The 13,519-nt window shown below is 31.4% G+C and carries 15 protein-coding genes; 12 read left to right on the top strand and 3 right to left on the bottom strand.

The genetic code is table 11. The features are described 5' to 3' along the window. The first annotated feature begins 15 nt into the window (after window positions 1-15). Window positions 16-2,466, top strand: a complete 2,451-nt coding sequence (priA, locus tag NAT47_RS06840; RefSeq protein WP_250581599.1) for a replication restart helicase PriA — start codon at window positions 16-18, stop codon at window positions 2,464-2,466. Here priA and NAT47_RS06835 read toward each other — a convergent pair. After that, the gene (locus NAT47_RS06835) at window positions 2,463-3,158 is read right to left on the bottom strand and encodes a LytR/AlgR family response regulator transcription factor (RefSeq protein ID WP_250581598.1); all 696 of its coding nucleotides are present in this window, start codon (window positions 3,156-3,158) and stop codon (window positions 2,463-2,465) included. The two genes, priA and NAT47_RS06835, sit on opposite strands and share 4 nt — an antisense overlap. Before the next feature lie 150 nt (window positions 3,159-3,308). On the opposite strand from NAT47_RS06835, the gene rpsF reads away from it, so the two are divergent. The 5 genes from rpsF (at window position 3,309) to ligA (ending at window position 6,986) form a co-directional block, all read left to right on the top strand. Further along, a complete protein-coding gene (gene rpsF / locus NAT47_RS06830) occupies window positions 3,309-3,650 on the top strand; it encodes a 30S ribosomal protein S6 (protein ID WP_250581597.1) in 342 nt (113 codons plus the stop codon). A gap of 2 nt (window positions 3,651-3,652) precedes the next feature. After that, window positions 3,653-3,949: a 30S ribosomal protein S18 gene (rpsR, locus tag NAT47_RS06825; protein ID WP_250581596.1), complete on the top strand. Its 297-nt coding sequence runs from the start codon at window positions 3,653-3,655 to the stop codon at window positions 3,947-3,949. A 64-nt stretch (window positions 3,950-4,013) separates the two neighbouring features. Beyond that, window positions 4,014-4,457: a 50S ribosomal protein L9 gene (rplI, locus tag NAT47_RS06820; RefSeq protein ID WP_250581595.1), complete on the top strand. Its 444-nt coding sequence runs from the start codon at window positions 4,014-4,016 to the stop codon at window positions 4,455-4,457. A gap of 60 nt (window positions 4,458-4,517) precedes the next feature. After that, a complete protein-coding gene (locus tag NAT47_RS06815; protein ID WP_250581594.1) occupies window positions 4,518-4,991 on the top strand; it encodes a DUF6495 family protein in 474 nt (157 codons plus the stop codon). Between the two features lie 3 nt (window positions 4,992-4,994). Then, window positions 4,995-6,986: an NAD-dependent DNA ligase LigA gene (ligA, locus tag NAT47_RS06810; RefSeq protein ID WP_250581593.1), complete on the top strand. Its 1,992-nt coding sequence runs from the start codon at window positions 4,995-4,997 to the stop codon at window positions 6,984-6,986. Window positions 6,987-7,039: 53 nt separating this feature from the next. Here the strand turns inward: ligA and NAT47_RS06805 are convergent, their stop codons facing one another. Then, entirely contained in the window at window positions 7,040-7,954 is a 915-nt protein-coding gene (locus NAT47_RS06805; RefSeq protein ID WP_250581592.1) for a metallophosphatase, read from the bottom strand. Between the two features lie 11 nt (window positions 7,955-7,965). Next, a complete protein-coding gene (locus NAT47_RS06800) occupies window positions 7,966-8,751 on the bottom strand; it encodes a 5'-nucleotidase C-terminal domain-containing protein (RefSeq protein ID WP_250581591.1) in 786 nt (261 codons plus the stop codon). Between the two features lie 48 nt (window positions 8,752-8,799). Between NAT47_RS06800 and NAT47_RS06795 the strand changes: the two genes are divergently transcribed. The 6 genes from NAT47_RS06795 to porD all read left to right on the top strand — a co-directional run bounded on the left by NAT47_RS06795 (window position 8,800) and on the right by porD (window position 13,515). Continuing rightward, entirely contained in the window at window positions 8,800-9,318 is a 519-nt protein-coding gene (locus tag NAT47_RS06795) for a DUF6913 domain-containing protein (RefSeq protein ID WP_250581590.1), read from the top strand. A 3-nt stretch (window positions 9,319-9,321) separates the two neighbouring features. Then, the gene (gene dapA / locus NAT47_RS06790) at window positions 9,322-10,200 is read left to right on the top strand and encodes a 4-hydroxy-tetrahydrodipicolinate synthase (protein WP_250581589.1); all 879 of its coding nucleotides are present in this window, start codon (window positions 9,322-9,324) and stop codon (window positions 10,198-10,200) included. A gap of 96 nt (window positions 10,201-10,296) precedes the next feature. After that, on the top strand, window positions 10,297-11,091 hold the full coding sequence (locus NAT47_RS06785) for an outer membrane protein assembly factor BamD (protein ID WP_250581588.1): 795 nt from the start codon (window positions 10,297-10,299) through the stop codon (window positions 11,089-11,091). Between the two features lie 9 nt (window positions 11,092-11,100). Further along, window positions 11,101-11,415 (top strand): DNA-directed RNA polymerase subunit omega, encoded by a 315-nt coding sequence (locus NAT47_RS06780; RefSeq protein ID WP_111565628.1) that lies wholly within the window; start codon window positions 11,101-11,103, stop codon window positions 11,413-11,415. A gap of 5 nt (window positions 11,416-11,420) precedes the next feature. Further along, the gene (gene coaBC, locus NAT47_RS06775; protein ID WP_250581587.1) at window positions 11,421-12,632 is read left to right on the top strand and encodes a bifunctional phosphopantothenoylcysteine decarboxylase/phosphopantothenate--cysteine ligase CoaBC; all 1,212 of its coding nucleotides are present in this window, start codon (window positions 11,421-11,423) and stop codon (window positions 12,630-12,632) included. After that, window positions 12,625-13,515, top strand: coding sequence for a type IX secretion system protein PorD (gene porD, locus NAT47_RS06770; protein WP_250581586.1), 891 nt, complete (start codon window positions 12,625-12,627; stop codon window positions 13,513-13,515). Before coaBC ends, porD begins: the two co-directional genes overlap by 8 nt. Window positions 13,516-13,519 lie beyond the last annotated feature (4 nt).

Here is a 13,519-nt window from a genome sequence, read left to right as displayed (position 1 = left end):
AACTATATTTGTTCTATGCTGTATTTTATCGAAGTTGTTTTACCATTAGCGGTTTCTAAAACTTTTACATATCAGGTTTCAGAAGCAGAATATCACTACATTCAAATTGGAATGCGAGTGGCGGTACCGTTTGGTAAAACAAAGATTTATACAGCTTTAGTTCTCGGTAAAACTAATACACCACCCCAACTATACGAAGCCAAAGAAATTCATCAAATTTTAGATGAAAAGCCAGTGGTAAATTTACATCAAATCGAACATTGGAAATGGATTGCGTCTTATTATATGTGTTCGTTAGGCGAGGTTTTTCGAAGTGCATTGCCTTCTGGTTATATATTGGAAAGTGAAACCATTATTTCAGCTAAAGAAAATACTGAAATCGATACTGATGAACTTAAAGATGATGAATATCTAATTTTAGAAGCTTTAAAAAGTCAATCTTCGATTACAGTTCAAGAGGTGATTAAGATTTTAGGAAAGAAAACAGTTTTCCCAATCATTAATCGATTATTGGCGAAAGGCGCTTTGGTCTTGCAAGAAGAAATTTCGGAACAATACAAACCGAAGTTAGTTCGTTATATCAGATTGCAAGAAGAATTTCTACAACAAGAAAGATTAGCCGAATTATTAGAAATGTTATCCAAAGCCAAAAAGCAACGCGAATTGGTTCTACATTATTTCCAATTACAAGCTCGTGAAAAAGCACCTATTTCAGTAAAAAAACTAATTGAAACTTCGGGAAGTTCTGCAGCAATTGTAAAATCTTTAGTTGATAAAACAATTTTCGAAGAATATTACATCGTCCAAGATAGAGTTGCTTTCGACAAAGAAGATGATAGTCAATTTACATTAAGTGAAGCCCAACAAGTAGCTTTTGAGAGCATTCAAGAAAATTTCAAATCGTTTGATGTAAATTTATTACACGGAGTTACCGCTTCTGGTAAAACCGAAATTTACATCAAACTTTTAGAACAATATATTAAAGAAGGAAAGCAAGTTTTGTTTCTATTGCCAGAAATCGCTTTAACCACTCAATTAGTACAACGATTAACAGCTTATTTCGGAAATGAAGTTGCTGTTTTCCATTCAAAATATACTAATAACGAACGAATAGAAGTTTGGAATCAAGTTTTAGAAAATTCGCCAAAAGCTAAAGTAGTTATTGGAGTTCGAAGTGCTTTGTTTCTTCCGTTTTCCAATTTAGGATGTATTATTGTAGATGAAGAACACGAACAAACTTTCAAACAGCACGATCCAGCGCCAAGATACCATGCACGTGACGCGGCAATCGTTTTAGCAAAGCAACACGGAGCAAAAGTAGTTTTGGGAAGTGCGACTCCATCTTTGGAAACGTATTATAATGTGCAGTCAAAAAAGTACGGTTTAACAGAATTGAAAGTGCGCTACGGAAATGTAGTGTTACCCGAAATTCAGCTCGTCGATTTAAAAGACAAATATTTCAGAAAGAAAATGTCGGGACATTTTTCTGATGAATTATTGGAGGAAATTACGGAAACGTTATCGAAAGGCGAACAAGTTATTTTATTTCAAAACCGTAGAGGATTTTCGCCTTATGTGGAATGTATGACGTGTGGTCATGTGCCTCATTGCCCAAGTTGTGATGTAAGTTTGACGTATTACAAATTCAAAAATCAATTGCGTTGTCATTATTGTGGACATTCGATTGCGAATCCTACTCATTGTCATAGTTGTCAATCGGTCGATTTAACTACTAAAGGTTTCGGAACCGAACAAATTGAAATGGAATTGAAAACCCTTTTTCCAGAAAAAAATATCGGAAGAATGGATCAAGATACGACTCGAGGAAAATTTGGTTTTGAGAAAATTATTGATTCTTTTAAAAATAGAGAAATTGATGTTTTGGTTGGAACGCAAATGTTAGCCAAAGGTTTAGATTTTGATAATGTAACTTTAGTTGGGATTTTAAATGCCGATAATTTATTGAATCAACCAAATTTCCGTGCTTATGAAAGAGCGTATCAAATGATGATGCAAGTTTCGGGTAGGGCAGGACGTTCAGAGAAAAAAGGAAAGGTAGTTATTCAAACATATAATCCCTATCACAATACTATCCAACAAGTTTTGGGAAATGATTATGCAGGAATGTATAAAGAGCAAATTTATGAACGTCAGAACTTTAAATATCCGCCTTTCTTTAGGTTAATAAAACTTACAATGAAGCATCGCGATTTTGATAAATTGAAAGAAGGTTCGATGTGGTTATATAATGTGTTATCTCAAAATTTAGACATGCCTGTTTTGGGTCCAGAAGAGCCAGCAATTAATAGAATTCGAAATGAATACATTCGAACTATTATGGTTAAAATTCCAATCAATAAGCATTTGGGAAATACCAAAAAAAATATTGCGAGAGCGCTTATGAGTTTTGAAGCTATTTCGCAATATCGTTCTATTAAGGTAAAAGTAGATGTTGATGTGTATTAAATTTCTTTAATAGCTTTAGCAATTTCGTCTTTTTTATTTCTACTTAATGGAATTTTAGTATTTCCTATTTCAGCAAATTTACTGTTGAATTTTTCAATTCTATTCAGATTTACAATGAAAGATTTATGAACTCGAATGAATTTCTTCTCTGGTAATTCGTTTTGAAATGCTTTCATTGTTGAGAGCACTAGATGGCTATCATCATCAGTTATAACCTTAATGTAATCTCCAAAAGCTTCTATCCATTTAATTTTAGAAATATAAATTTTAAGTTTTTTTAAATTGCTTTTAATTACTATGCTTTCCCCTTGATCTTCTATGTTTTCATAACGTAAAGCATGAAGTTCGCACGCTTTTTTGACCGCTTTGTTAAATCGCTCTCTAGAGATAGGTTTGTGAAGAAAATCAGTTGCTTCATAATCAAAAGCTTTAACAGCATAGTCAGCTTTTGAAGTGATGAAAATTATTTGAGGTTTAGTTTTTAATCCATCAAGCAAGTCAAAGCCATTAATTAATGGCATTTCGATATCAAGAAAGATAAGATTAATAGTGTTGTTGTTGATGAAATTCTTCGCTTCAAGAGCATTAGCAAAATCTCCTACTAAATTTAAAAAAGTTGATTCGTTAACTAATTTTGTGATCGTTATTCTTTGAATGGAACTATCATCGACAACTATACAATTCAATTTCATGGGCTTATATTTTTTTGTAGTACCATAAAAATAGTACAATTATTACAACTATACAAGTTTTTTGAGTAAAAATTAAATAGTATTGTAGTTGTTATATTAAATAAAAGTATTATTTTTGCACCCAATTTTATAACAATAAATACATTTATTATGAATCATTATGAAACTGTTTTCATCTTGAATCCCGTTTTATCTGAACAACAGGTAAAGGAAACAGTAAGCAAGTTTGAAGATTTTCTTACTTCTAAAGGGGCTGAGATGGTATCGAAAGAAGATTGGGGCTTAAAAAAATTAGCTTACGAAATTCAACACAAGAAAAGTGGATTTTACCATTTATTCGAGTTCAAAGCACCAGCTGAAATTATCATTGCGTTTGAAACTGAATTCCGTCGTGATGAGCGCGTTATGCGTTTCTTAACTGTGTCTTTAGATAAACACGCTGTGGCATGGGCTGAAAGAAGAAGAGCTAAATTAAAATCTAAAACTAACTAATTATGTCTACTTTAGAGCAATCTGCAAAAGGTAAAAAAGAAGGAGATATCAGATATCTTACTCCTTTAAATATTGATACTAATAAAACAAAAAAATATTGTCGTTTCAAAAAATCAGGTATTAAATATATCGATTATAAAGACGCAGATTTTTTATTGAAATTTGTTAATGAGCAAGGTAAAATTTTACCAAGACGTTTAACAGGTACTTCATTAAAATACCAAAGAAAAGTTTCTGTAGCTGTTAAAAGAGCTCGTCACTTAGCTTTAATGCCATACGTGGCCGATTTATTAAAATAATAATTAACACAATAGTTGTTGCCTCGCATCAAGCGGGCTAACTTCTACTAAAAAGGACAACAACATGGAACTTATCTTAAAACAAGACGTTCAAAATTTAGGTTTTAAAGACGATGTGGTAACTGTGAAAAACGGATACGGTCGTAATTATTTAATCCCACAAGGTTTAGCGATTTTAGCTACTCCTTCTGCTAAAAAAGTTTTAGCTGAAAATTTAAAGCAAAAAGCACACAAAGAAGCTAAACTTGTAGCTGATGCAAAAGCTTTAGCTGAAGCTTTAAAAGCTTTAGATATTAAAATTACTGCTAAAGCAGGTGGTGATAAATTGTTTGGTTCAGTAACTAGCGCTAACATCGTGGAAGCTTTAGAAGCTAATGGACATTCAATTGACAAAAAATTCATCACTAGTGGTGTGGTTAAGCGTGTTGGAAAATACACTGCAACTGTAAGATTACACAGAGAAGTTATTGTAGAATTACCATACGAAATTGTTGGTGAGAAAGCTTAATTTTTCTAAAAATACAAATTAGCTCCGATTATTTCGGAGCTTTTTTTTTATCTTTACTTTATGAAATACGCAAGATTAACTAAAGAACAATTAGAAGAATTACATCCCGAATTTATAAATTTTTTAGCTACACAATCTATAGATAAAATCGAGTGGGATGATATTAAAAAAAATCGTCCTCATGTGGCTGAGCAAGAAATTGATGTTTTTTCAGATTTGATTTGGGAAAAAGCATTAACAAACGTAACTCATATAGATCATTTTTCAAAAAACTATATTTTTCTTTTCAAATGTTTAAATGATGTTGTGTATTCATTTGTGATTAAAACTAATAATCCAGAAATTGACTTCGTTTCTGCTGAAGGAATTCACTGGTTGTCTGAAAATTTGTTTTCTGATGATGTAGAAATTACTCGCGGAAGAAAAGATATTTCATCCAATCGAAATGAATCTTTGTTTGATATTATTAAACAAGGCGGAATTATCAGTAAAGGAGAATTATTTACCAAATTAGAAAGCTTAATCAATCCTTAATTTATGAGCGTTTTAGATACTATTAAAAGTTTAAGAGAAGAATTAAATCAACATAATTACAACTATTATGTTTTAGATAATCCTACTATTTCTGATTTTGAATTTGATCAAAAGCTAAAACAATTACAAGATTTAGAAGCGCTACATCCTGAATATTTCGATGAAAATTCGCCAACTCAAAGAGTAGGTGGAATGATTACAAAGAATTTTGAAACGGTGAAGCACGAATATCGCATGTATTCGCTGGATAATTCCTATTCTACCGAAGATTTACAAGATTGGGAAACCCGAATTCAAAAGGTTTTAGGTGATGTTTCTTTAGAATATACTTGTGAATTAAAATACGATGGTGCATCAATCAGTATTAGCTATGAAAAGGGTCGTTTAGTGCGTGCAGTAACGCGTGGTGATGGATTTCAAGGTGATGATGTAACCAATAATATCAAAACGATTAAAGCAGTTCCTATTCATTTAAAAGGCGATTTTCCTGAAAAATTTGACATTCGTGGAGAAATCATTCTACCGTTTGCTGGATTTGAAAAAATGAATCAAGAATTAATTGAAATTGGTGAAACGCCTTATTCTAATCCAAGAAATACTGCCTCAGGAAGTTTAAAATTACAAGACAGTGCCGAAGTTGCCAAACGTCCCTTAGATTGTTTGTTGTACTTTGTAATTGGAAATAATTTACCATTTAAAACCCAATTTGAAGGCTTACAAAAAGCAAGAGATTGGGGTTTTAAAGTGCCATCACAATCTAAATTGGCAAAAAATCTAAACGAAGTTTTAGAGTACATTAACTATTGGGACAAACACCGTCACGATTTGCCTTATGAAACCGATGGAGTTGTTATTAAAGTCAATAATTTACAACATCAAGAGGAATTAGGGTTTACGGCAAAATCTCCACGTTGGGCAATGGCGTATAAGTTTAAAGCCGAACAAGTCACTACGAAATTAAATTCGATTTCGTATCAAGTAGGGCGAACAGGTGCGATTACGCCTGTTGCAAATTTAGAACCGGTTCAATTAGCTGGAACGATAGTAAAACGAGCTTCGTTACACAATGCTGACCAAATTGAAAAATTAGATATCCGAATTGGTGATGAAGTTTTTGTAGAAAAAGGAGGGGAAATTATTCCAAAGATTATTGCTGTTGCTAAAAGAGGAAATCAACCTGAACCAACAAAATACATCACGCATTGTCCAGAATGTGAAACAGAATTAGTAAGAAATGAAGGCGAAGCAAATCATTTTTGTCCAAACTTCTATGGTTGTCCACCACAGATTATTGGAAGAATTCAGCATTTTATTACCAGAAAAGCTATGGATATTGATGGTCTGGGTGGTGAAACGGTTACATTATTGTACAATGCAGGTTTAGTTTCCAATTATGCGGATTTGTATGAATTAAAAAAAGAACAAATCATTCCTTTAGAGCGAATGGCGGAAAAATCAGCAGAGAATTTAATCAAAGGCATTGAAAAATCGAAATCTGTCCCTTTTGAACGAGTTTTATATGCTTTAGGAATACGATATGTAGGGGAAACTGTCGCTAAGAAGTTAGCCAAACATTATAAATCAATAGATGCAATTGCTCAGGCAAGTATCATGGATTTAATTTTGGTAGATGAAATTGGAGATAAAATTGCACAAAGCGTCGTTCAATTCTTTGAAAATCAAGAAAATATTAAAATTATCGAACGTCTTAAACAATATGGTGTTCAATTAGAATCAGGAGAAGAAGCTGCTTTAGTTTCTGAAAAGTTAAAAGGTAAAACCTTTGTAGTATCAGGAGTTTTTGAACTTTTTTCGAGGGATGAACTAAAAAAAGCTATTGAAGATAATGGTGGAAAAGTAGGAAGTTCTATCTCTTCAAAAACAGATTATGTAATTGCTGGTGATAATATGGGACCATCAAAACTAGAAAAAGCAAATCAATTAAAAATTCCTATTTTAACAGAATTGATTTTTAAAGAAATGATTGCTGAATAAAAGAAATATGTCATCTGTAGTAAATTTAGAATTAGCTACAGATGATATCTGTTTTAAACAATTATATTTCGACTGGTATTCTGATACACTTTATCATCTGATAAATATAAGTCGATTCGGCCTAAATTAATTCCAAAACAACCTACTTGGTTAATCAAAACATCTTTTCCCTCGATGTTTTTTTCAATGACAGGTTTATCTAAAAAAGTATGAGTGTGACCACCAATGATTAAATCGATATTTTTAGTTTTTTGTGCTATTACTATATCACTTGGCTTGTCTGGTTCATTTTTATATTTAAAACCCAAGTGAGACAAACAAATAACTACATCACATTTTTTGTTTTCTTTCAAAATTCTAGACATGTCTTGCGCTACTTCGACAGGATTATTGTATACCGTTTCTTTGTAAAGTCTTTTATCAACTAATCCTTCAAGTTCAACTCCCAATCCAAATATCCCAATTTTTATTCCATCTTTAATAATGATTTTATAAGGTTTCACGATATCATTTAAGATTGTATTCTTGAAGTCATAATTAGCGGATACGAAATCAAATTTTGCATGCGGTAATTGGGCGTAAAATCCATCAATTCCATTGTCAAAGTCATGATTTCCCATAGTCGCAACATCATATTGCATCATACTCATTAATTTGAACTCCAATTCACCTCCATAATAATTAAAATAAGGAGTGCCTTGAAAAATATCCCCTGCATCTAGTAAAATCACATTTTTTTCTTCTTTTCTAATATTTTCAATAATAGCAGCTCTTCTTGCAGCGCCACCCATATTTGGATTTCTTGGATGATCTACTGGAAATGGATCGATATGACTATGAACGTCGTTAGTATGTAAAATGGTGATTTTTTTGGTTGTAACGGTTGAAAAACTACTTAGACTTACTCCTGTTAAACCTAATAAAGCCGAACTTGCAGCTGTTTTTTGTATAAAATCTCTTCTTTTCATAAGTTTAAGTATTATTCAGGAATTATTCTTTCTGTTTCGATATTAGGGATGGTGTCTACTTTTTTAAAGTAATCGATAAGGATATTTCTTAATTTATAGTCTAAGTCATATTTAATTTTACTGTCTTTGAAAAAAGACATGTTGTCTCCGCCATTAGCCAGATAATCAGAAGTTGCTACATAATAAATTTTGTCTTCAACTACAGGTGAGTTGTTGATTGCTATTTTCTTAATTTCATTATTCTCTTTGTTAATGAAAATTGTAATGCCATACAGTGGATGAGGTCTTTTTTCTTTGATAACAAATTCTGCTAAATCTTTTATTTCTTTACCAGTTAACCCTACAACAATTAAACTATTTTCAAATGGCATCACTTCAAAAGCTGTTCTAGTAGTTACGTTTCCTTTAGGAATTATAGCTCTTATGCCTCCATGATTCAGTAAGCAAACATCTATATTTTTATTTTCCCTTTTATTAAAAATTGGATTTCCCATCTCGAAAGTAACTTGAGCTAATAAATTACCAATGTTAGTTTGCCATTTTCCATTACTTTTGTCCTGAGTAACTTCACAATAAGCTAAAACGCTATTTAGATCGTTATTGATTTTTTCGTTATAAGGCTTAACATAATTCGAAACGGCCTCATTTTCTCCTTTTTCATTAGTGATTGCAATTTTTTTACCTTCTATTTTAATAGTTTGATAGTAAGGTTTTGATTTGCAAGATATTGTTAAGTTTAATGTTAATAATATAACAAAAAAACCAAATGATAAGATTTTCTTTTTTAAATTTACCATCACAAGAGTAATTTATTTTTTTAATTTTGTTTAGCAAGTAAAAATACTATGTTTTATAATATCCTAAAGAATTTTTTTCTTAAAAAAAATGTTAATAAAAGATTATCATTTTGTGATTCTAATGGTTCAAATGGTCAAATTATTATAGTTGGGATAATTGTAGACGAGTCATATTTTTCTGAAACTGGCCAATTAGTTGAACGAATTGTTTCTCAAGGTATTGATAATCATAATATTTTTGTATTGGTTTACAAAGATAAAATTAGTAAAAAAGAGGTTGTTCAAGAACCTTTTTTAACCTTAAAAGACATTTCTTATTCAGGCGAAATAAAAAATAAAGAAGTGAATAATTTTTTATCAACTTCATTTGATTTATTGATTAATTATTACGATGTAAATAAAAGTGGTCCTATGTTATTGACGACCGTCTCTAAAGCAAAGTTTAAAGTAGGATTTGATACAGTAGATAAGAGACTAAATCATCTAATTATAAAATCAACAATTGAAAATTTCAATGAGTTTGTATTAGAGATGTTTAAATATTTGAAAATTTTAAATAAAATATAAAAAATGCAATCATTTATTGGTACGGGTGTTGCTTTAGTAACTCCATTTAAAAAAGATTTTTCGGTTGATGTTGAAGCTTTAACTCGAATTGTTAATTATGTAATTGAAGGTGGTGTTGAGTATTTAGTAGTTTTAGGAACTACAGCTGAAACTGCAACTCTAAACAAAACAGAAAAAGAATTAGTAATCAGTACAATCATCAAGGCAAATGGAGGAAGACTCCCATTGGTTTTAGGGGTAGGAGGAAATAATACAAGTGAAGTAGTTGAGGAGTTGAAGTCGAGAGATTTTTCACATTTTTCAGCTATTTTATCGGTGTCGCCATATTACAACAAACCTACACAAGAAGGGATTTACCAGCACTTTAAGGCGGTAGCCGAAGCATCATCAATTCCGGTTATTCTCTACAATGTTCCTGGAAGAACTGCAAGTAATATGTTGCCGTCAACTGTGATGCGTATTGCAAAAGATTTTAAAAATGTAATAGGAATTAAAGAAGCTGCAGGAGATATTGTACAAGCAATGAAGTTAATTCAAAACAAACCTGAAGGATTTTTGGTAATTTCTGGTGATGATATGATTACATTACCTATGGTTTTAGCAGGTGGAGCAGGAGTAATTTCTGTAATTGGAGAAGGTTTTCCAAAAGAATTCTCGCAAATGGTACGTTTAGGTTTGCAAAGAAAAGTGGACGAAGCTTACAAATTGCATTATTTGTTGGCAGATAGTATTGATATGATTTTCGAGCAAGGAAATCCTGCCGGAATTAAGGAGGTTTTTAAAGCGCTAGGTTTATCAGAAAATACGGTAAGACTACCATTAGTTAATGTAAATGAAGATTTAGCAAGTAGATTGCATAATTTCACAAGAAAACTGAGCTAAAAAAGATTTTTGTAGTAAATAAATTATGTCTAAATTTGCATTTGCTTTTTTAGAAGTACAATTTATTGAGTTTTAAAAAAGAATAAATTTAAATAAATGAACAAAGTAGTTAGTTTTCTTTTTATTGCCCTTTTTTTGATGTCTTGTAGTGAATATCAAAAAGCATTAAAATCAGAGGATGTTGCGGTAAAAAACGAGGCAGCAAATAAAATGTATGAAGCTGGGAAGTACATGAAAGCAATAAGATTGTACGAGCAAATTGTACCGGCATATAAAGGAAAACCTAGTGCTGAACGTATGTTTTACTTTTATTCTATGTCTTTGTACAAGACTAAACAATATTATTTGGCGGGTTATCAGTTAGAAAATTTTGTGGCTACATATCCAAAAAGTGAGAAGAGAGAAGAAGTTGCCTTTTATGCTGCTGAAAGTTTTTATAAGCTATCTCCTTCTTACAGTTTAGATCAAACCGACACTGAGAAAGCGTTAGATAAAATGCAACGTTTTATTGATATGTATCCTGATTCGCAATTTTTACCACAAGCTAATGCCTATGTGAAAGAATTAAGGGAAAAATTAGAGAAAAAAGCATTTGAAATAGCGAAACAATATAATACAATTTCCGATTACAAAGGTGCCTTAAAAGCGCTTGAAAATTTTATAGCAGATTATCCTGGTACACCTTTTAAAGAGCAAGCACTCTATTATCGTTTTGATTCAGCCTATAAATTGGCGGTTAATAGTGTTGAATCTAAAAAGCTTGAACGCTTAATTTATGCTAAGTCAACTTATCAAAACTTGATTAAGCATAATAGTCAAACTGAGTTTAAAGAGAAAGCTGACGACATGTTAGCAGAATTAGAGTTAGAATTACAAAAATATACTAAATAAAAGTAAATCATGGATTTAAAGAAAACAAATGCTCCTGTAAACACTATTACTTATAACAAAAGTAAATTAGAAGAGCCTACCGGAAACATTTATGAAGCGATTACTATTATGGCAAAACGCGCTAATCAAATCAATACTGAGATTAAAAAAGAATTGATTGAAAAATTAGAAGAGTTTGCTACCTATAATGATAGTTTAGAAGAAATTTTTGAAAACAAAGAGCAAATAGAAGTTTCAAAATTCTATGAAAAATTACCAAAACCACATGCGTTAGCAGTTCAGGAGTGGGAAGAAGGTAAAATTTATTACAGAGACGCAAAATAATCAATATGTCTGTTTTAAGCGGTAAAAAAATCTTGCTAGGTATATCTGGTGGTATAGCTGCTTATAAAACAGCCAACTTGGTTAGATTACTTATAAAAGCAGGTGCACAAGTACAAGTTGTAATGTCGCCTGCTTCTTTGCATTTTGTTACGCCACTAACTTTAGCCACACTTTCTAAAAATCCTGTTTATTCCACGTTTTATGACGAGGAAGAAGGTAATGGAGAATGGAACAATCACGTAGAGTTAGGTTTGTGGGCTGATTTTATGTTGATAGCTCCCGCTACAGCCAATACACTTGCTAAAATGGCTAACGGAAACTGTGATAACTTATTAATAGCTACTTATCTTTCTGCTAAATGTCCCGTATACTTTGCTCCAGCAATGGATTTGGATATGTATAAACACCAATCTACTTTGGATAGTTTTCACAAGCTAAAAATGTTTGGAAACATAATGATTCCAGCTGAAAGCGGTGAGTTAGCAAGTGGTTTGGTAGGAGAAGGGAGAATGGCAGAACCTGAAAATATAGTTGCTTTTTTAGAAGATGATTTGGCCTCTAAATTACCATTAAGAGGTAAAAAAGTTTTAATTACTGCAGGTCCTACTTACGAAGCTATTGATCCTGTTCGATTTATCGGAAATCATTCTTCCGGAAAAATGGGATTTGATATTGCTAACGAAGCTGCAAATAAAGGAGCAGAAGTTATTTTGGTTTCTGGTCCAACACATTTAAATGTAAAAAATAGTTCGATTCAATTGGTTCGTGTAACTTCGGCTGAAGAAATGTATAATGCTTGTCATAAATATTATGATAATGTAGATGTTGCGATTGCAGCAGCAGCAGTAGCCGATTATCGTCCTAAAAATGTAGCTAATCAGAAAATAAAAAAGAACGAAGTTACGTTTACAATTGAATTAGAGAAAACAAAAGATATCTTAGCTTCTTTGGGAGCCATTAAAAAGAAACAGTTTTTGATAGGTTTTGCATTAGAGACAGAAAACGAAATTGAACATGCAAAGCAAAAAATTCAGAAAAAAAACTTAGATTTGATTGTTTTAAATTCGCTAAATGATAAAGGAGCTGGTTTTGGACAACCTACCAATAAAGTAACTTTCATTTCAAAGGATTTTACAATTGAACCTAAAGAGTTAAAATCGAAGGAAGAGGTAGCTCAAGATATTATTAATAAAATAATTCAATTTTATAATGCGTAAAATATTTCTATTAGTGGTTTTCTTCTTTTCAACAGTAAATTTGATATCTCAAGAATTAAATGCTACTGTGTCTGTTAATTTTCAACAAGTTACGAACGGGAATCCGCAATTATTTAAAAATTTAGAAACTCAAGTTAAAGAATTTTTAAATGCAACGAAATGGACTACTAAAGAGTATTTACCAACAGAGAAAATAGAGTGTAATTTTTTTATTAATGTTACATCTTATGCTTCCAATAATTTTGAAGCAACTTTACAAATTCAATCATCGCGACCTGTTTTCAATTCAACTTTAATGAGTCCAATTGTAAACATAAATGATAAAAATTTTACCTTTAGGTTTATAGAATTTGAAAATTTAATTTATGATCAAAATACGTTTAATTCAAATTTAGTTTCCGTCTTGGCTTTTTATGCTAACTTAATTATTGGTTTAGATCAGGATTCTTTTTCAGAATTAGGTGGAACTGAACATCTTCAAATTGCTTCAACTATAGTGAATGTAGCTCAAACAAGTGGTTATAAAGGATGGAGCCAATCGGAAGGGAATAATAATAATCGTAACTTTTTGATTTCCGATTTACTTTCAAGTACTTTTAATCCTTTTAGACAAGCTCTTTATCAGTACCACCGACTTGGTTTAGATGTGATGGCTGATGATGTTAAAAAAGGTAAAGAAGGAATTATTACTGCGATAAAAACACTTTCAGAAATTCAACGTTCTCGACCTAATGCATTGCTTACTAGAACTTTTTTTGATGCCAAAGCAGATGAAATTGTAGCGATTTTTAGTGGGGGTCCAAGAGTTGAAACTGTAGAATTAGTAGAAACATTAAATAGAATATCTCCATTAAACTCTCAAAAGTGGAGTAGAATTAAATAATTAC

Origin of the sequence: Flavobacterium fragile, assembly GCF_023634865.1 — a bacterium.
GTDB lineage: Bacteria > Bacteroidota > Bacteroidia > Flavobacteriales > Flavobacteriaceae > Flavobacterium > Flavobacterium fragile.
Note: the sequence above shows the minus strand (reverse complement) of the source record. Positions and strands in the feature narration are given on the sequence as shown.